The sequence below is a fragment of the Halorussus amylolyticus genome, assembly GCF_004143485.2.
Taxonomy (GTDB): domain Archaea; phylum Halobacteriota; class Halobacteria; order Halobacteriales; family Haladaptataceae; genus Halorussus; species Halorussus amylolyticus.
Genome location: NZ_ML974132.1, coordinates 95933 through 112597 on the forward strand (window position 1 = coordinate 95933; position 16665 = coordinate 112597).

Consider the following 16665-nt stretch of genomic DNA (forward strand, 5'->3'; position numbering starts at 1 on the left):
TATTTCCTACAATGAAAATAAATTGGCCAGGCCATAGATTACAGAGTGCAATCGTTTTCAAAAAGCGTTGGTGCTGGCGGTTCTAGAAGTTCTTCCGGAAAGCGGCTACGAACCCTCTCTCGATGACCGGTCGAATCGAGAAAATCTGTCGGGAAACGCTCACTTCTCGACGGTTCTTTGAGCACTGCCGGTACGCCTATGGACGTTCCCGAAGTACCGTTTCGGTGGAACAATGGGGGACATCGACGTCGCAATCGGCGTGGACGCGGACTGCGTGGCGGGATGGCTCGGGTCGTACGGCGGCGCGGACTCGCCCGCCGACCTCTCTCGCGGCCTGTCGGCTGGCAACGAGGGCATCCCGCGGATGCTCGAACTGTTCGAGAGCGAGGACATCGAAACGTCGTGGTACGTGCCGGGCCACACCATCGAGACGTTCCGCGAGAACGTCGAGGCGATTGCGGCGGGCGGGCACGAAATCGGCATCCACGGCTACTCACACGAGAATCCGACCGACCTCTCGCGCGAGCAGGAGGCCGCGATAATCGAGGCCTCAATCGACCTCGTGGAGGACGTGACCGGCGACCGGCCGGTCGGCCACCGCGCGAGCTGGTGGGAGTTCAGCGAGAACACGCCCGACCTCGTCGAGGAGTACGACTTCCTCTACGACAGCAGCCTGATGGAGCGACAGTTCGAACCGGGATACATGCGGAAGGGCGACGAGTGGAAGCGCATCGACTACGACGAGGACCCCGAGACGTGGATGGAGCCGTATCAGTACGGCGAGGAGACCGACGTGGTCGAGATTCCGATAAGCTGGTACCGCGACGATATCCCGCCGATGCTGTTCATCAAACAGCCAATCTACCACGCGGGGTACAAGGACCCCGAGATGATGTACGAGCAGTACTACAAGCCGCAGTTCGACTACCTCTACAATCGGCGCGGGGCCGGGGTCTACACCTTCACCATCCACCCCGACATCCACGGCCTGCCCCACATGATTCGGCATCTCGAAGAGTTCATCACGTACGTCAAGGGCCACGAGAACGCCGAGTTCCGGACGCTCGAAACCATCGCCCGGAAGTACGACGACGACCCCTCGGTGTACGAGACTGAGGGGCAGTATATTTAGTCCGCAGTTCTCTCGGGGGTCGCGACCGTACCGGGGTCGGTGACTGTGTTCCGGAGCGTCCCCACGCCCTCGTAGGTGATTTCGACCTCGTCGCCGGGTTCGAGGAGTCCGGGATTCGCCGGGCTACCGAACGCGATTACGTCGCCCGGTCGGAGCGTGAATCGCTCGGAGAGGTAGGCGACGATTTCGTAGGGGTCGAACAGCATCAGTTCGGTGTTGGCGTCCTGTCGGCGCTCGCCCGCGACGTCGGTGTGCATATCGAGCGCGGTCGGGTCCACGTCGGTCTCTATCCACGGGCCGAGCGGTCCCGACCCGTCGAACGCCTTCCGGGCGGTTCGGCCCTGCTGGTCGAGCGCGTCCACGTCGTTCAGAATCGTGTAGCCTCGGACTTTCTCGGCGACCTCCTCGGGCGCGAGGTTTCGGCATCGCTCGCCGACGACCGCCGCCAGTTCTCCGGCGTAGGTGAGTTCGTCGGTGAATTCGGGATACGGAATCTCCTCGCCATGGGCGCGGAGCGCGGCCGGGGGCTTGATGAAGAAGTCGGGTTCGTCCGGGCGCTCGTACTCCATCTGGTCGATGGTCTCGGCGTAGTTGCGCCCCACGCAGTAGAGCGCGGTGGGTTCGCAGGGCGGCAGGAGTCGGCCGTCGCGGCCGACCTCGTAGCGCCCGTCGTCGGTGTGCAGGATTCCGTCCTCGTACCGGCCCGAGACCGGGCCGTCGGGGGTCAGCAGGCGTGCGAGTCGCATGGTCGGTGTTCGGAGGTGGCCGGGAAAGGCGTATCGACTGGGGAAAAGAAGTCGTCCGAGAGTGTCGAGCGGAAGTGTTGAGCGCGGTCGTCAGACCTCGCTCGCTCAGTCGTCGTCCATCCGGAGTTCGACTTCGAACTCGTAGTCGCTGTCCACCGGGACGAACGCCGGGTCCGGCTCCTCGACCGTCGGCGAGTCGGCGTCGAGCGCGACCAGGTCCTCGTCGGGACCGACGCGGGCGCTCGCGTGCGTGAAGAACTTCGTGTTCCACTTGAGCGTCACTCGGACGCGGCCCGCATCGATGTCGCCGGTCCACGCGCCCTCGCCCGCGGTCACGTCGTCGAGCGCCATCGGCTCGCCGTCGAGCAGGACGGTCAGCTCCTCGGCGAGCGACTCGCTGGCGTGCATGTCGCCGAGAATGTCCCAGTAGCTCATCGGGTCTCGACCTCCGGCGAGTCGCTGACGGTGTGCGTTCGACGCTTCGGTTCGAGGTCGCGCGTCACGGCAGGGCGTCGATTTGGTGTCGGTTCGGCCTGTCGTTCGGGGCTTTCAAGACCCCGTGCATCGTTGTCGGTCATGCTTCCGTACCTTAGCTACGGAGGCTCACGCGGACCCGATGTGCCAGCATCGGGGTCCGCTTTTGCGATGGACCCATCAGAGAGCGACGAGTCCGCGATTTTGTCTCCGTGTTAGAGAACATATCAGGGGATACTAATAAATCTAGCGTATCGTACGATACGCTATGGTGTGTTGTAGAACTCACTGCCGCGCCAGAACCAATCAGACTAACATCCTAATAAGTATGTACGAACTCAGATGCGACGGCCACGGGTGGACTGGATGACGCGCGCAGATGATGCGATTCTGGAGTTCTTACTGAACGAAGGAAATCGACCACTCAACGCAACTCCCGCCGTCGTTCAGGCCAATATCAATTATGAAATCTCTCACGTGAGAAATCGCCTCCGTGAGTTGCACTCCGCGGGATTAGTCGAGTACTACGATGAAGATCGGGGAATTTACCGGATAACGGAGAAAGGACGGGCGTATCTCGCTGGTGAGATTGACGCCGAGGAACTCGAAAAATAGTGAGTGAAATGCGCCCGCGTGTCTCGTGGATGAATCAGACGGACGACTACATTCTGGAGATATTGGATGAGTCTGATTTGATTCTCTCACCATCTATTATCGCGGTCAATCTCGATTACACGAGGAACTGGGTTTCTAAGAGACTGGGGAAACTGCGCGAAGCCGGTCTTGTAGAACGGCTCAACGAAGGCCACTACCGGATAACCGAGAAGGGTCGGGAGTATCTCGCTGGTGAGATTGAGGCGGATGAATTAGAGCCCAGCGATGGGTAGCCGTCTGTCAAGAGGCGTAGCGAGGAAGCGACTTCTGATTTGAAAAACCGAGGATGATAAAAATGAGAAGTCTATAGGGCAGAGTATGCGAAAACCCGGCGATTGGATGCAACTTCCTATTGACGAGCGTATTCTTGAGGCGCTCGAATCGTCGGGGATGATTCTCTCGCCAGCAGTGATTGCGAAAAACATCGAGAAGAGTCGAGACGAAGTGAACCGTCGGCTGTCGGTTCTTGTGGATTATGGGTTTGTGGAGCGAGTCGAGCGCGGTTACTACGTTGTGAGTGAGAGAGGTGAGCAGTATCTCGCTGGCGAGCTTGACGCGGAGGAACTAAAGTCCGAAGAGGAATAGGTCATACTGAATCCCGATACGACCAACAAGGAGATCTTCGTTCTCGGAGCGCCAAACTTTCATCCCGTCCTGCACTTATTGGCTACCAATAAACGGCGATAGGATGGATGACAATTGAACGGCCGCTAATTAGTAAGTCTTCATCCTCCATTTGAATGCCAATACCTTCGGCAGTTTCTTCCCAGTCATCTTGCCAATCAGTGGATTCCTGATCCTCAAAGTATCTGCCCATGATATTTGAGGCCCGTATTGGATCCCATTCTTCGTTTCTTGATATTCTCTCATCCACTCTTCCGAACAATACATAGTCTTTCTCTTCGAAAAATGCGTCTCTGTGAGGAACCTCGAATTTCCCTCGATCTAAGAGGGTTACAGCCGAGGTGTCTTGACACTGTATTCTTATTGGTACGCTTTCTCCAATGAGTTCCTCAGCCAAATCTCGGAAAATATCTCCGACTTGATATAGAGCGCTTAGTGCCTCTGCATCAGTGGAGTCATCTGGGTTCTCTCTGCTACCTGGAATATCGTCAGGATCCGGTATCTCTGATTCCTCCTCTTCATCAGTAAGATTTGCTTCTGTGACGGATTGCGCTGTCTCTTCATCAATTAAATTGAACAACGCTTTGATAGCAATCTCTATTTTGTAAAGAGACATCGGAGTAAATTTCCCACTGATTCTTACTACGTCCCCTCTGGCAACTTCTCTAGGGTCCGGGTTATCGTGAATCGGGATTTCTTCTTCCTCTAGTTTTTCTAAGAGACGCTCAAATCGATAGGGGGCAGTAGCACTCATTTGGGTCTCTGTACTATTTAGCGATCTTGAAGTCCGAGAACCTTTTATCACTTCAATATTACCCCCGCCACTATTTTCAGTTTCGTCCTCAGACACGTCTACTATTTCCTGAGGCTTGCCTTCCCCTAGCGATGACAGATGACTATTCACACTTATGTCATCGAGGTACACGAACTCCCTCAAATTGTCCGGCATATCCATTACTTAACATAACAGGCAAATAACGTTGACGGTGACCTGTACACTTAATGCAAGGGCGGAGACAGACCTCACTCGCGCGCCACACCACGACATCTTCGAGCGCCGCGCACAGGCCGAGCAGGGTCAGGCCCGCCCCGACTGCCGGGTCGTGTCGTGGAAGTCCTTCTTCGACTCGTTGATGATGAAGCCGCAAACTCACAGATGGACTTTTCGGGTTAGACGAACGCCCCAAGCTAAGTACTTCAGTTTGGCAAAAACGGCGAAAAATATCCGTAATTTTGGAATGGGACCGCTGAGATTCGAACTCAGGTCCTACCGACCCCATCGGCAGAGGATACCACTACCCTACGGTCCCGCGACGCGCCGTCGCGTGCAATTCGAAGAAAGCGCGTCCCCGAGTTAAGCGCTTCGTTTCACTCCGCGCCGTCGCCGTCGCGCGGAACCACGAGGTCGCCGTCGTCTCGGACCGCGAGACTCGCCAGCGCGTCGTTCTCGTAGGCCGCGACGCCGTGCATCCGCCCGAGGACGTAGCCGTCGTGGTCGGACTCGACCGTGGCCTTCCGGTCGCCGTGCGGGGTCACGATGTCCGCGATTACGTCACCCTCCGCAATCACGTCGCCCGCGCTCACGCGGTGGCGCGCGAGGCCGGGCGTGTCCGTGTGCGGGTGGACCGCGCGCTTGACCGGATAGCTGACCGGCGCGTCGAAGCCGACCGCGTCGGGGTCCGAGTCGCCGGGAAGCATCCCGAGGTGGCGCATGACGTTCCGCAGGCCCGTGACTCCGGCCGCGCGAATCTCCTCGTCCACGACCTCGTGGCCGCCCAACTCCGCAGTAAAGGCCGGGATGCCCGCCTCGTTCAGCGCCGCGCCCGCGGTCGAGCGTTGGAGGTTCTGCTCGGTGTACTCCTCGGCGGCGTACTCGTTCACGACCGGCATCCCGAAGGCGTCCACGAGGCCTTCGAGGTCGGCCGCGAGGTCGCGCGCTTCGTCCTCCGTTCGATGTTCGCCGAACAGGACTCGGTCCCGAATCGAGAACGGCACCGACCCGACGTGGGCGGTGTGGAGGTCCACGAGCGCGTCGGCCGAGTCGGCGAACGCGTCGTAGATTCGGCCGTCGATGACCTCTTGGACCTTCGGCGGGCGGGAACTCTCGGCGTCGTGGTCCGGAAAGTAGCGGTTCGGGTCGTCGCCGTCGTAGTAGGAGGTCCGGGAGGTCTGGCGAAGCCCCGCGGGGTTGAGATTCGGGAGACAGACCACGGTGCCCCGGAGTTCGCCCGCGAGGTCGTCGGTCATCGCGTCCTGCGCGACCGCGAGGCCCGTGACCTCGTTGCCGTGGATGGCGGCCGTAATCCAGAGCGTCGGGCCGTCTTGCTCGCCCTCCGCAATGAGGACAGGGAGGCGTTCGGGCGTTCCGGTGGGGAGGTCGGTCACGTCGAGCCACCCCGAGACGAGTTCGCCGGGTTCGGATTCCGCGGTTCCGAGTTGCATACTCGGAGGTGTCACGGCGAGGGTAAAAAGATGGGTTTGGCGGTAGACGCAACCCCGGATTCGCCGGAGAGACGGTGCGGATTCGCCGGGAGAACTGACCCGAATTCGACCGAGGGCGGGCGGTCGCGTGCGACCGCCCGCCCTCGGAGGCGCGGTGGGCGATGTTTTTTATAGGGGGACTGAGGATATGAATCCGAACAGCGTCCCCGCGGTGAGTATCCATGTTGCAGGGAATGGACCAATCCGAATTCGGGCAGTTCGTGGCGGCCCTCTGGGAGCAGCAGGGCTGGCAGACGACGGTCAAGCGCGACGGCGAGAAGACGTTCGTCGCGGTCCAGAAGCCACAGGCCGGAGAGGAGGGTCTCCTCTGGGCGGTTCCGGCCTCGAAGGGCGAGGTCGGCGGCAAGCAGGTCCAGCAGTTCGCGTCGCTCTGCCAGCAGTACGAGGTGGACGAGGCGGCCATCGTCTCGGCTGGACAGATGTCCGACCACGCCGAGAAGGTCGCAGCCGGAACCAAAATCCAACTCCTCGACGGCGAGAAGGTGCAGCGCTTCCTCCAGCGCCGGGACCTGACCGACCTCGTCGAGAAGTACGGTGACGGCGACACCGCGGGGGACGGTGCGGCCGGCGGAGACGAGTCCGGCGACTCGCCCCTCGACCGATTCGCCCCGCTCCGCAAGCGCGTCGGCTCACTCGTCGGGAGTCTCGGAACGAAGGGACTCGCGATTGCGGCCGTCCTCGTCGTCGCGGTGGTCGCGGTCGGCTTCCTCGGCGGGCCGTCGATTCCGTTCCTCGGCGGCGGGGGAGACGGTATCTCGGCCGAATCTGCGTCGCCCGACGACGCCAACGCCACGCTATCGGTGGCGTGGAACGCCGAACTGAAAGACGCCATCGACCCCAACGAGACCGACAATTTGGCCTACCCCGCGCCCGAGGGCCAGCAGTTCGTCGTCGTCCGGATGAGCATCAACAACACCGGTGAGGACCGCGCCCCCTTGAAGCAGGCCGCGTTCAAGTACCGGGCCAACGGGACGACCTACGAGAACGAGACGTTCCGCGACCACGACGGCTTCGTGGACTTCCCGATGGGTCCGGGCGAGAACCGGGTCGTCTGGACCGCGTTCGCGGTTCCGGAGGGCGAGACCGGCACCCTGTTCTACGACCAGAACGAGACCGCCGGAACCACGGCGGTCGAGTTCGAGCGCGACACCGCCATCTCGACCAACGTGACCGAACAGTGAACGCGGGCCGAGCGGCCGTCACGCAGAGCGGTGGACGCTACCGAAACGACGCCCGCGAGACCGTGGTAAACGTAGACATACTCATCCGGGCAAGGCTTTTGCCGCGTCCGACCTAACCTCGGCGTATGTGCCCGAAGCGGGCCACGCTGCAACGCGCTCTCGACCGCGGCGAGCGAGAGGGCGGCAGCGTCGAGTTCAAAGAGCGACTCACGAGGGACCTCCATCTCGCGGACGGTCGGATGGAGAGTCTGGCCGCACAACTCAGACACCGCGTGCTGTCGGGTGACGGCGAAGCCACCTACGTGGTCGGCGTCACCGACGACGGCGGCATCGCGGGCATCAGCCACGACGCCTTTTCGGAGTCGATGGACGTACTCAGCCTGCTTGCCGAGGAGGCTGGCGCGCACATCGAGGACGTCCAGACGTGGGGCATCGACGAGAACGGCACCGTCTCGCCCGACGGTGGCGACGGACTCGTCGGCCTCGCCACGATTCGGGAGGGTGCGATGCTCGACACCGACAGCGACCACATCGTCGTCGGCACCGCGGGCCACGTGGACCACGGCAAGTCCACGCTCGTCGGGTCGCTCGTGACCGGACAGGCCGACGACGGCGAGGGCGGCACGCGGGGCTACCTCGACGTGCAACCCCACGAGGTCGAGCGCGGTCTCTCGGCCGACCTCTCGTACGCGGTCTACGGCTTCGACGGCGAGGGACCGGTCCGGATGGACAACCCTCACCGGAAGACCGACCGCGCCAGAGTCGTCGAGGAGTCCGACCGCCTCGTCTCGTTCGTGGACACCGTGGGCCACGAGCCGTGGCTCAGGACCACGATTCGCGGACTCGTGGGCCAGAAGCTCGATTACGGCCTGCTGACCGTGGCGTCCGACGACGGCCCGACAAAGACGACCCGCGAACATCTCGGGGTCCTGCTCGCCACCGAACTCCCCACGATGGTCGCCATCACGAAGGCCGACGCCGTGACCGACGAGCGCGTTGCCGAAGTCGAACGAGAGGTCGAACGCCTGCTCCGAGACGCGGGCAAGACGCCGCTCCGAATCGAGCGCCACGGCATCGACGCCGCTATCGAGGAGATAGACGAGAACGTCGTGCCAGTCCTCACCACGAGCGCGGTCACGATGGAGGGACTCGACGCGCTCGACGAACTGTTCGAGCGCCTGCCGAAGACGACCGCCGACTCCGGGGAGTTCCGGATGTACATCGACCGGAGCTACAGCGTGACGGGGGTCGGCGCTGTCGCGTCCGGAACCATCATGTCGGGCGAAGTCGAGGCGGGCGACGAACTCCTCGTCGGTCCGATGGCCGACGGCGCGTTCCGCGAGGTCGAGGTCAGGTCCATCGAGATGCACTACCACCGCGTGGACGAGGCCAAGGCGGGCCGCATCGTCGGTATCGCGCTCAAGGGGGTGCGGGAACCCGACATCGAGCGCGGGATGGTCCTGCTCCCGGCCGACGCCGACCCCGAGCCGGTCCGGGAGTTCGAGGCCGAGGTCGTCGTGCTGAACCACCCGACCCGAATTGGCGACGGCTACGAGCCGGTGGTCCATCTCGAAACCGTGAGCGAGGCCGCGAAGTTCCACCCGCGAGGCGGCCAGCTCCTGCCGGGCGACTCGGGGACCACGAGAGTCCGATTCAAATTCCGACCGTACCTCGTGGAGGAGGGCCAGCGGTTCGTGTTCCGCGAGGGCCAGAGCAAGGGCGTCGGGACCGTAACCGACGTGAATCCCGGTTCGCGCTCGGAGTGAGCGCGAATCCCGACTCGCGTTCCGAGTGAGCGCGAACCTCGAACGAACACGAATCCCGAGCGAACGAAAACCCGGAGCCATCGACCGCTCGCGGTCGATGGCTCCGGTTCGACGGGGCTTTTATCCGCGCGCCGAGAGGTGAGCTATGAACCGAAATCGCGTCATCGAAGTGGTCGTCCGGATGTTCGTCGTCGCGCTGTTCGCGCTGAGCGTGGCGGGCGCGTTCGTCGCGGTGCAGGAAGGCGAGGGCGTGATTTCCGCGCTGTTCGGCGTGTACCTGACCGGACTGTTGCTCGTGGCGGTCGTGCGAGATTCGATGCAGACCCGAAACTGGCGGCTCGCGTTCTTCGCTGGCGTGGCGGTGTGGGGCGGCTACGAGTACGCCACGACGGGAAGCACGTTCTCGCTGGTGCTGGCCGGACTCGGCGTCCTGATGGTCGTGGCGAACGCGTTCGACGGTCGATAGTCGGCGGCTAGGCGGCTACCACGGGCGGTTCCGAAGCTCGCCGACCGACGCGAAGTCGTAGTCGGGTTCGGGGCCGGGAGTCGAGCCGTCGTTCGCCTGTACCCACGCCGACCGCAGGCCCGCTGCGTGCGCGCCCGTCACGTCGGACCCAAGCGAGTCGCCGACGTGAATTGCGCGGTCGGGGTCGCTTCCGAGCGCGTCGAGTGCGACTTCGAACGGCTCGGGGTCGGGCTTGGCGGCCGCGTCGTGGCCCGCGAACACGACCGTCTCGAAGTGGTCGCCGAGTCCGGCGGCCGCCAGTTTCGCGGTCTGCATCTCGGGCGGGCCGTTGGTCACGAGACCGAGCGCAAAGTCGTCGGCGAGCGCGTCGAGCGCCTCGCGAGCGCCGGGGAGCGCCCGCACACGGGACTGGTCGCGCGCCGCCGCGAACGCGTCGGCGACGGCGCGGCCCTCCTCGGGGTCGCGGCCCGAATCCGCGGCGATTTCGGCGAAGCAGTTCGCGCGTCCCTCGTCGATGGACACCCCGGGTCCGAGGTGGTCGTCGAAGCGGTCGAAGTACGCTTCGACCTCGAAGAAGGGGTCGAACCCTGCGCGCTCGAACGCGATTTCGAGGACCTCGCCGGGGCTTCGCTCGTACTCCACGAGCGTCCCGTCGAGGTCGAACAGGACGGTGTCGATTTTTGTGGTAGTGTCCGGAGTCGCGTTCGAATCCATGTGTTCGTATCGGGACGTTGGAAGCGTCTCGTGATAAAAGTCGTCCGCTACGGATGGATGTCGAGGAGTCGGGTAGGGACTCGGGAACCGTGGAGGTCGGAGTTCGTAGTAGGACTGGTGGAGGTCGGAGTTCGTAGTAGGACTGGTGGAGGTCGGAGTTCGTAGTAGGACTGGTGGAGGTCGGAGTTCGTAGTAGGACTGGTGAAGCTACCTACTCCCGGTACATATGAAACCGCACCGCGACCGCACAGCCACCACACAGCCACCGCACAGCCACCACACAGCCACCGCACAGCCACCGCGCCCCGTGCCTCCCCGCGTGCGCGCTCGGTCGCGGCCGCACCGCAGATGCGACCGAGCGCGCGGCGCGTCCCGTTGTCTGTGGAAATCCGCGTAATCGCGTGGTCTGTGAAGATGCGCGAAACTGAGGGACGAAGACCGAATCTACGCCGCCCGATACCCGTCCTCGCTCTTCTCGGCCAGTCCGAGTAGCACGCACCAGTCGAGCACGTGGCCCACGCGCTCGCCCCAGATTTCCTGCCACGAATTCGGATTCTTGTGGTGTTCCCACGTCGGCACCTCGTCGCGGAATTGCTCGAACACCTCGTCGGCCGAGAGCGGTCGGTCGGCGTCGGCCAGAGTCGAGAGGACCGCCGGAGCCCCGAAGACGTGGTCGCGGAATCGCTCCCGGAGGTACTCGGGGTCGGGGTCCCGCCGGATGCGGCTGAACCCTGACGGGCCTTCCTCGGCCAGTCCGAGCGCCCGGAGGAAGGTGAGCCACGTCCGGGCCGCGTCTCGACTCGGGAGGTCGGTCCGGCTCAGGAGGCGCGCACAGCAGTCGTCCTCGCTCCCCGGCACGAGCGGGACCGCGCGCTGGGCGTCCGCCACGAAGTCGAGCGTTTCGGGGGGTTCGGGAACGAGTTTGAATCGCATCGTTACAGGCCGAAGCTCTCGGCCAGCAGGTCCTCGTCGCGCTCGCCGACGACGTGGGTGTCGCCGCCCACGACGTTGATTGTGGCTTGGGCGGGCGCGAACACGCTCTCGTCTACGTCGTAGAAGTCCCAATCGACCGACTCGAAGATGTCGGCGAAGTGGGTGCCGTACTCGTCGGTCGCGGTCGAGACGATTTCGTCGAAGCGGTCGAACTCCTCGCGGACCGTGAGGTGGACCCGGCCGCCGTACGCTAAGGCGTCGTTCGTCCGCGCGATAGCGGTCTCCTCGTCGCCCGCGACCGGCGCGACCGGGGCGTCCCCGACGGCCGTCACGATGTCGAGCGGGTCGTATCCGAGTTCCGCGAGTCGGAACACCGCCATCTCGGCCGCCCGCGCGGCCACGCTGACGCTCCCGGCCACGCTCGCGGTGGGAACCGACGGGAGAAAGACGCTGCTCGTCTCGACGCCCGCCAAGTCGGCGACCTGCTCGGCGACCGCTTCGGTGGGGTAGTCGTCGCTCTCGACCGCGAGGACCGCGAAGTCGAACGCGTCGGTGTAGCCCACGCGGGCGAACTCGTCCTCCTCGGCCACGAGCGCACGGGCCGGGCCGCTCCCGAGTCCCTCGAAATCATCGACGCTGACCTCCCATCCGGCCTTCTGCGAGCAGAGCAGTGCGAGCGCGGGGTGGTCGGTCGAGAGTTCGACGTGCGGGATGGGTGCGCCAGCTACCTCGTCCATTCGGCTCTGGACCGTGGCGAGTCCGGCAGTCTGTAGCTCTACGAGCAGGAGTCCGGCTTCGAGACCGCCGTCGAACTCGTGGCCGAAGTCAAGGACGGTCGCGCCGTTGTCGAGTTCGACCGCGCCGATGTCGAGTTCCTCGGCGAAGTCGAGCGCCTCGTCCGCGAGTTCGAGTGCGTTCCGGTTCAGGCTGTCCATGCGAGTGGCTTGGGCGTCACCCGGTAAACAGTTTATCAGTCGCTACGAACGAAGGAGCCGTAGTATTTGTCGCTTCTCGGTTCGTGACGACGAGAACGGGGCGGTGAACACCTCGAAAGTCCCACCCCGTGGTCTGGTCGGCAAGCTTTCGCTGGTAGCTTGGTCGGTGGGTAGATTCTACCGATTAGTCAGTGGGCTTTCGCAGGTGCTTGCCCCGCCCGCTATCGCTCCCGCTTCGCTTCTCTGCCGAGTACGTCCTCGACCTTCTCTACCTTCTCACGCGCGCGAAGGTCCTCGGTCCGCTTGTCGTCTATCTTCAGGACGGTGCTCACCCGGTCGCCATCGACGGCTTCGTGGGCGGCCTGGGACGCGGCGAACAGTTCGCCCGCCGTCTCGGCCTCGATGACGGTCCCCATCGGATTCGTCTCGTAGGACACGTCGAAGTCGTCGAGGGCGGCCACGGCCGCGGCGACTTCTTCCGCCATGCTGTCTTCGGTGACCGGTGCGACGCTCAGGAGTGCGATTGCCGTCATGTTCGGAGTGACGACCGGGGGCCTCTAATGCGTTTCCCGGATTTGTCGCGGAGACACGACTCCAGAGAAAGTAGCGTCCGAGAGAAGTGCGCCGGCTGGGATTTGAACCCAGGTTGCGACCATGGCAAGGTCACGTGATACCACTACACTACCGGCGCGTGCTATCTGCATTTACAGATAACCGGAGGACACTAAATAAGGCTTCCGAATCGGAGCGGAATCGGGAGACGCTACCACGGTTCAAGTCCTGATTTCGGTCGGCTCGGACCGTGGGACCGGCTCCCAATCCGAGCTCGGAAGCGGCACCCTTTTAAGAACTAAGCCGGTACGATTCGCTACAGTCTAGTGACCGGCCGCCGAAGCGTCACGGTATGACTGTCAGCGTACTCGTGCCGTCGTCCCTCGTCCGGGAAGCCGAGGACAAACGCGAGGCAACTCGCAAACTCGGCTACGTCGCCCGCGCGGCGACCATCTTCCGGGCCGACCGCCTCGGGGTCTTTCCGGACCCCGACGGCGAGGAGAAGTGGGGCGGCGGGTTCGTAAGCACCGTGCTGGAATACGCCGCGACGCCGCCCTACCTCCGAAAGGAGGTGTTCGGCAGACGCGACGAACTGGAGTACGCGGGCATCCTGCCGCCGCTCCGCGGCCCGTCGCTGACCGGCTCCGAATCCGAGGGTTCGGGGTCGTCAAGACAGGGAATCGTGACCGAGGTCGGACCTGAAGGCCGCGTCAGGGTCAATTGCGGACTGCAACACCCTATCTCGCTCGTCGTCCCGCCGAAAATGGCGGTCGAAGAGGGGGAGCGCGTAACCGTCAGGATCTCTTCGCGAAGTCCGGTCCGTGCGAAGCTCGTAGACGAACCCCGACCGGGGTTCGAAGTGACGCGCACGGACCTCCCGGCAGCACTCGACCGCGATGACGCGGGCGTTCGCATCGCGACGTCCCGCCACGGGGTCGAACTGACGACCGGACGGCTGACCGAGCTGGTCGGCCGCACCGCCGCCGACGGCATGACCGTCGTGTTCGGCTCGCCCGGTCGTGGCTTGCCGGAGATACTCGACCTCCCGCCCGAATCGGTCGGCCACGCGTGGCCGACCGATTCGTGGGGGGACGAGGCGGACGCGAAGTCCGAAGTCGAATCGGGCGCACCCGGCCGGTTTGACCTCTGGCTCAACGCGGTTCCGAATCAAGGCAGCGGGGTCGTGCGAACCGAAGAAGCAATCGTCGCAACCCTCGCCTGCCTGAACCTCAAAGAGAAGTGATACGATGCCAGAAACAAGCAGACCACGTAAAGGTTCGCTAGGGTTCGGCCCCCGCACGCGTGCGGCCAGCGAGGTTCCGCGCTTCAACTCGTGGCCCGACGGAGACGGCAGTCCGTCTCTCCAGGGCTTCGCGGGCTACAAGGCGGGCATGACCCACGTCGTGATGGTGAACGACGAATCCGACTCCCCGCGCGAGGGGATGGAGGAGACCGTTCCCGTCACCATCGTGGAGACGCCCCCGATGCGGGCGGTCGCTCTACGAGCCTACGAACAGACACCGTACGGCAAGAAGCCGCTGACGGACGTGTGGGGCACCGAGTTCCACGAGGAACTCGACCGAACGCTCGACGTTCCGGAGGACCACGACGCCGACGCCGCCGCGGACGAACTCCGCGAGGCGGTCGCGAACGGCGACGTTTCGGACCTCCGCGTCATCACCCACACCGTCCCGAGCGACATCGCCAGCGTGCCGAAGAAAAAGCCCGACGTGATGGAGACTCGCGTCGGCGGCGGGTCGCTCGACGACCGCGTCGATTTCGGACTCGACCTGCTCGAAGACGGCGGGGAACACGAGATGAACGACGTGTTCCGCGCGGGCGAGTACCTCGACACCAGCGGCGTGACCAAAGGCAAAGGGACGCAGGGCCCCGTCAAGCGCTGGGGCGTCCAGAAGCGAAAGGGCAAGCACGCCCGGCAGGGCTGGAGACGCCGCATCGGCAACCTCGGCCCGTGGAATCCGTCGCGCGTGCGTTCGACGGTTCCCCAGCAGGGTCAGACCGGCTACCACCAGCGGACCGAACTCAACAAGCGCCTCATCGACATCGGCGACGGTGACGACGCGAGCGTCTCGGGCGGCTTCGTCAACTACGGCGAAGTCGACGGGCCGTACGCGCTCATCAAGGGGTCGGTTCCCGGACCGGACAAGCGCCTTCTGCGCTTCCGTCCCGCCGTTCGACCGAACGACCAACCGCGCCTCGACCCCGAGGTGCGGTACGTAAGCACCGAATCTAACCAAGGATAATCATGCAGGCAACTATCCGAACCCTCGACGGCGAGGACGACGGCACCGTGGACCTGCCGGACGTGTTCGAGACGACCGTCCGGACGGACCTCATCAAGCGTGCCGTGCTCGCCGCGCAGGCAAACCGCAAGCAGGACTACGGCGCGGACGACTACGCCGGGATGCGGACCTCGGCGGAGTCGCCCGGCAGTGGTCGCGGGATGGCTCACGTCCCCCGAACGAACGGACAGGGCGCACGCGTGCCCCAGACCGTCGGAGGTCGCAAGGCCCACCCGCCGAAAGAAGAGAAAGACCGAACGCTCGACATCAACAAGAAGGAGCGAAAGCTCGCGACCCGAAGCGCGGTCGCGGCGACCGTCGACGCCGACCTCGTGGCCGAGCGCGGCCACCAGTTCGACGAGGACCTCGACCTCCCGCTCGTCGTGAGCGACGAGTTCGAGGACCTCGTGAAGACGAAGGAAGTCGTCTCGTTCCTCGAAGCCGTCGGCGCGGACGCCGACATCGAGCGCGCAGAGGAGAACAAGACCATTCGGGCCGGACAGGGCAAACTCCGCGGCCGGAAGTACCGGACGCCCAAGTCGGTCCTGTTCGTGACGAGCGAGGAGCCCTCGAAGGCCGCCCGCAACCTCGCGGGCGCAGACGTGGCGACCGCCCGCGAAGTCAACGTCGAAGACCTCGCGCCCGGTACGGACGCTGGACGCCTCACCGTCTGGACCGAGAGCGCAATCGAGGAGGTGGCCGACCGATGAGCGGAATCATCGAGTACCCGTGGGTCACCGAGAAGGCGATGAACGAGATGGACTTCAAGAACAAGCTCCAGTTCATCGTCCACCTCGACGCCGCCAAGCCCGAAATCCGCGAGGAAATCGAGAATCAGTACGACGTCACCATCGAGAAGATTAACACGCAGGTGACGACGAACGGCACCAAGAAGGCGACCGTCACCCTCTCGGAGGACGACGACGCGCAGGAAGTCGCCTCACGAATCGGGGTGTTCTGAACATGGGACGACGAATTCAAGGACAACGACGCGGTCGCGGTGGCTCGACCTTCCGCGCCCCGTCGCACCGATACAAGGCCGACCTCACGCACAAGAAGCCCGAGGACACCGACGTAGTCACCGGGACCGTCGTGGACATCGAACACGACCCCGCCCGGAGCGCGCCCGTCGCCGCAGTCGAGTACGACGACGGCGACCAGCGACTCATCCTCGTGCCCGAAGGCGTCGGCGTCGGCGAGCAGATTCAAATCGGCGTCAGCGCCGAAATCAAGGAGGGCAACACCCTGCCGCTCGGCGAGATTCCGGAGGGAATCCCGGTGTGTAACGTCGAGAGCAGTCCCGGCGACGGCGGGAAGTTCGCTCGCGCATCCGGCGTGAGCGCGACCCTCATCACCCACGACCGCGACGCCGCGGTCGTCGAGCTCCCGAGCGGCGAGGTCAAGCGCCTCTCGCCCGACGCCCGAGCGACCATCGGCGTGGTCGCGGGCGGCGGCCGGACCGAGAAGCCGATGGTCAAGGCCGGGAACAAGTACCACAAGATGAAGGCTCGCGGCACCAAGTGGCCGAACGTGCGCGGCGTGGCGATGAACGCCGTCGACCACCCGTTCGGTGGCGGTGGCCGCCAGCACCCCGGTCGCCCGAAGTCGGTCTCGCGGGACGCCCCGCCGGGCCGCAAGGTCGGCGACATCGCGTCCCGGAGCACGGGACGAGGAGGCAAGTAA

General features: G+C 64.0%; 20 protein-coding genes and 2 tRNA genes. 12 read left to right on the forward strand and 10 right to left on the reverse strand.

The annotated features are described in order from the left end of the window. Window positions 1-232 precede the first annotated feature (232 nt). A complete protein-coding gene (locus EKH81_RS07665) occupies window positions 233-1132 on the forward strand; it encodes a polysaccharide deacetylase family protein (protein WP_132059757.1) in 900 nt (299 codons plus the stop codon). Here the strand turns inward: EKH81_RS07665 and EKH81_RS07670 are convergent. Next, window positions 1129-1878: a fumarylacetoacetate hydrolase family protein gene (locus tag EKH81_RS07670; RefSeq protein WP_132059755.1), complete on the reverse strand. Its 750-nt coding sequence runs from the start codon at window positions 1876-1878 to the stop codon at window positions 1129-1131. The two genes, EKH81_RS07665 and EKH81_RS07670, sit on opposite strands and share 4 nt — an antisense overlap. Before the next feature lie 105 nt (window positions 1879-1983). Next, window positions 1984-2313: a hypothetical protein gene (locus EKH81_RS07675; RefSeq protein ID WP_132059753.1), complete on the reverse strand. Its 330-nt coding sequence runs from the start codon at window positions 2311-2313 to the stop codon at window positions 1984-1986. Between the two features lie 381 nt (window positions 2314-2694). Between EKH81_RS07675 and EKH81_RS07680 the strand changes: the two genes are divergently transcribed. From EKH81_RS07680 to EKH81_RS07690, 3 genes are all read left to right on the forward strand, one after another. Next, window positions 2695-2967, forward strand: a complete 273-nt coding sequence (locus EKH81_RS07680) for a winged helix-turn-helix domain-containing protein (RefSeq protein WP_132059751.1) — start codon at window positions 2695-2697, stop codon at window positions 2965-2967. 8 nt (window positions 2968-2975) lie between these two features. After that, complete coding sequence (locus tag EKH81_RS07685) at window positions 2976-3239, forward strand: winged helix-turn-helix domain-containing protein (RefSeq protein WP_132059847.1); 264 nt, start codon at window positions 2976-2978, stop codon at window positions 3237-3239. A gap of 85 nt (window positions 3240-3324) precedes the next feature. Then, complete coding sequence (locus tag EKH81_RS07690; protein ID WP_132059749.1) at window positions 3325-3591, forward strand: transcriptional regulator; 267 nt, start codon at window positions 3325-3327, stop codon at window positions 3589-3591. An 82-nt stretch (window positions 3592-3673) separates the two neighbouring features. On the opposite strand, the gene EKH81_RS07695 is transcribed toward EKH81_RS07690, so the two are convergent. The 3 genes from EKH81_RS07695 to EKH81_RS07705 all read right to left on the reverse strand — a co-directional run bounded on the left by EKH81_RS07695 (window position 3674) and on the right by EKH81_RS07705 (window position 6072). Then, complete coding sequence (locus EKH81_RS07695; RefSeq protein WP_132059747.1) at window positions 3674-4579, reverse strand: DUF6414 family protein; 906 nt, start codon at window positions 4577-4579, stop codon at window positions 3674-3676. Window positions 4580-4869: 290 nt separating this feature from the next. Further along, window positions 4870-4940 (reverse strand) — tRNA-Pro (locus tag EKH81_RS07700). Window positions 4941-4998: 58 nt separating this feature from the next. Then, window positions 4999-6072 (reverse strand): succinylglutamate desuccinylase/aspartoacylase family protein, encoded by a 1074-nt coding sequence (locus tag EKH81_RS07705; RefSeq protein ID WP_132059745.1) that lies wholly within the window; start codon window positions 6070-6072, stop codon window positions 4999-5001. Window positions 6073-6305: 233 nt separating this feature from the next. On the opposite strand from EKH81_RS07705, the gene EKH81_RS07710 reads away from it, so the two are divergent. From EKH81_RS07710 to EKH81_RS07720, 3 genes are all read left to right on the forward strand, one after another. Further along, window positions 6306-7313, forward strand: coding sequence for a restriction endonuclease (locus EKH81_RS07710; protein ID WP_162224579.1), 1008 nt, complete (start codon window positions 6306-6308; stop codon window positions 7311-7313). Between the two features lie 125 nt (window positions 7314-7438). Next, complete coding sequence (locus EKH81_RS07715) at window positions 7439-9079, forward strand: GTPBP1 family GTP-binding protein (protein ID WP_132059741.1); 1641 nt, start codon at window positions 7439-7441, stop codon at window positions 9077-9079. A 145-nt stretch (window positions 9080-9224) separates the two neighbouring features. Further along, window positions 9225-9545 carry a hypothetical protein gene (locus tag EKH81_RS07720; protein ID WP_132059739.1) on the forward strand — a complete coding sequence of 107 codons (321 nt, stop codon included), beginning with the start codon at window positions 9225-9227 and terminating at the stop codon, window positions 9543-9545. A gap of 15 nt (window positions 9546-9560) precedes the next feature. Here EKH81_RS07720 and EKH81_RS07725 read toward each other — a convergent pair whose 3' ends face one another. From EKH81_RS07725 to EKH81_RS07745, 5 genes are all read right to left on the reverse strand, one after another. Beyond that, window positions 9561-10259: an HAD family hydrolase gene (locus EKH81_RS07725; protein WP_132059737.1), complete on the reverse strand. Its 699-nt coding sequence runs from the start codon at window positions 10257-10259 to the stop codon at window positions 9561-9563. 444 nt (window positions 10260-10703) lie between these two features. After that, window positions 10704-11192 carry a double winged helix-containing putative transcriptional regulator gene (locus EKH81_RS07730; RefSeq protein WP_132059735.1) on the reverse strand — a complete coding sequence of 163 codons (489 nt, stop codon included), beginning with the start codon at window positions 11190-11192 and terminating at the stop codon, window positions 10704-10706. Between the two features lie 2 nt (window positions 11193-11194). Then, window positions 11195-12127 (reverse strand): methenyltetrahydromethanopterin cyclohydrolase, encoded by a 933-nt coding sequence (gene mch, locus EKH81_RS07735; RefSeq protein ID WP_132059733.1) that lies wholly within the window; start codon window positions 12125-12127, stop codon window positions 11195-11197. A 221-nt stretch (window positions 12128-12348) separates the two neighbouring features. Then, entirely contained in the window at window positions 12349-12660 is a 312-nt protein-coding gene (locus tag EKH81_RS07740) for an MTH1187 family thiamine-binding protein (RefSeq protein ID WP_132059731.1), read from the reverse strand. A gap of 87 nt (window positions 12661-12747) precedes the next feature. Then, a tRNA-Gly gene (locus tag EKH81_RS07745) sits at window positions 12748-12818 on the reverse strand. A gap of 213 nt (window positions 12819-13031) precedes the next feature. On the opposite strand from EKH81_RS07745, the gene EKH81_RS07750 reads away from it, so the two are divergent. The 5 genes from EKH81_RS07750 to EKH81_RS07770 are packed head-to-tail and all read left to right on the forward strand — an operon-like array spanning window position 13032 to window position 16665. Next, complete coding sequence (locus EKH81_RS07750) at window positions 13032-13922, forward strand: putative RNA uridine N3 methyltransferase (RefSeq protein ID WP_132059729.1); 891 nt, start codon at window positions 13032-13034, stop codon at window positions 13920-13922. 4 nt (window positions 13923-13926) lie between these two features. After that, window positions 13927-14943, forward strand: coding sequence for a 50S ribosomal protein L3 (locus EKH81_RS07755; RefSeq protein WP_132059727.1), 1017 nt, complete (start codon window positions 13927-13929; stop codon window positions 14941-14943). A gap of 2 nt (window positions 14944-14945) precedes the next feature. Beyond that, window positions 14946-15692, forward strand: a complete 747-nt coding sequence (rpl4p, locus tag EKH81_RS07760; RefSeq protein WP_132059725.1) for a 50S ribosomal protein L4 — start codon at window positions 14946-14948, stop codon at window positions 15690-15692. Next, entirely contained in the window at window positions 15689-15943 is a 255-nt protein-coding gene (locus EKH81_RS07765) for a 50S ribosomal protein L23 (protein ID WP_132059723.1), read from the forward strand. Before rpl4p ends, EKH81_RS07765 begins: the two co-directional genes overlap by 4 nt. A 2-nt stretch (window positions 15944-15945) precedes the next feature. Continuing rightward, window positions 15946-16665, forward strand: coding sequence for a 50S ribosomal protein L2 (locus EKH81_RS07770; protein ID WP_132059721.1), 720 nt, complete (start codon window positions 15946-15948; stop codon window positions 16663-16665).

What these genes read in the sequence shown, in the direction of transcription:
- EKH81_RS07665 (WP_132059757.1), top strand. Translation starts at nt 233, where the DNA reads ATGGGGGACATCGACGTCGCAATCGGCGTGGACGCGGACTGCGTGGCG.
- EKH81_RS07670 (WP_132059755.1), bottom strand. Translation starts at nt 1,878, where the DNA reads ATGCGACTCGCACGCCTGCTGACCCCCGACGGCCCGGTCTCGGGCCGG.
- EKH81_RS07675 (WP_132059753.1), bottom strand. Translation starts at nt 2,313, where the DNA reads ATGAGCTACTGGGACATTCTCGGCGACATGCACGCCAGCGAGTCGCTC.
- EKH81_RS07680 (WP_132059751.1), top strand. Translation starts at nt 2,695, where the DNA reads ATGCGACGGCCACGGGTGGACTGGATGACGCGCGCAGATGATGCGATT.
- EKH81_RS07685 (WP_132059847.1), top strand. Translation starts at nt 2,976, where the DNA reads ATGCGCCCGCGTGTCTCGTGGATGAATCAGACGGACGACTACATTCTG.
- EKH81_RS07690 (WP_132059749.1), top strand. Translation starts at nt 3,325, where the DNA reads ATGCGAAAACCCGGCGATTGGATGCAACTTCCTATTGACGAGCGTATT.
- EKH81_RS07695 (WP_132059747.1), bottom strand. Translation starts at nt 4,579, where the DNA reads ATGCCGGACAATTTGAGGGAGTTCGTGTACCTCGATGACATAAGTGTG.
- EKH81_RS07705 (WP_132059745.1), bottom strand. Translation starts at nt 6,072, where the DNA reads ATGCAACTCGGAACCGCGGAATCCGAACCCGGCGAACTCGTCTCGGGG.
- EKH81_RS07710 (WP_162224579.1), top strand. Translation starts at nt 6,306, where the DNA reads ATGGACCAATCCGAATTCGGGCAGTTCGTGGCGGCCCTCTGGGAGCAG.
- EKH81_RS07715 (WP_132059741.1), top strand. Translation starts at nt 7,439, where the DNA reads ATGTGCCCGAAGCGGGCCACGCTGCAACGCGCTCTCGACCGCGGCGAG.
- EKH81_RS07720 (WP_132059739.1), top strand. Translation starts at nt 9,225, where the DNA reads ATGAACCGAAATCGCGTCATCGAAGTGGTCGTCCGGATGTTCGTCGTC.
- EKH81_RS07725 (WP_132059737.1), bottom strand. Translation starts at nt 10,259, where the DNA reads ATGGATTCGAACGCGACTCCGGACACTACCACAAAAATCGACACCGTC.
- EKH81_RS07730 (WP_132059735.1), bottom strand. Translation starts at nt 11,192, where the DNA reads ATGCGATTCAAACTCGTTCCCGAACCCCCCGAAACGCTCGACTTCGTG.
- mch (WP_132059733.1), bottom strand. Translation starts at nt 12,127, where the DNA reads ATGGACAGCCTGAACCGGAACGCACTCGAACTCGCGGACGAGGCGCTC.
- EKH81_RS07740 (WP_132059731.1), bottom strand. Translation starts at nt 12,660, where the DNA reads ATGACGGCAATCGCACTCCTGAGCGTCGCACCGGTCACCGAAGACAGC.
- EKH81_RS07750 (WP_132059729.1), top strand. Translation starts at nt 13,032, where the DNA reads ATGACTGTCAGCGTACTCGTGCCGTCGTCCCTCGTCCGGGAAGCCGAG.
- EKH81_RS07755 (WP_132059727.1), top strand. Translation starts at nt 13,927, where the DNA reads ATGCCAGAAACAAGCAGACCACGTAAAGGTTCGCTAGGGTTCGGCCCC.
- rpl4p (WP_132059725.1), top strand. Translation starts at nt 14,946, where the DNA reads ATGCAGGCAACTATCCGAACCCTCGACGGCGAGGACGACGGCACCGTG.
- EKH81_RS07765 (WP_132059723.1), top strand. Translation starts at nt 15,689, where the DNA reads ATGAGCGGAATCATCGAGTACCCGTGGGTCACCGAGAAGGCGATGAAC.
- EKH81_RS07770 (WP_132059721.1), top strand. Translation starts at nt 15,946, where the DNA reads ATGGGACGACGAATTCAAGGACAACGACGCGGTCGCGGTGGCTCGACC.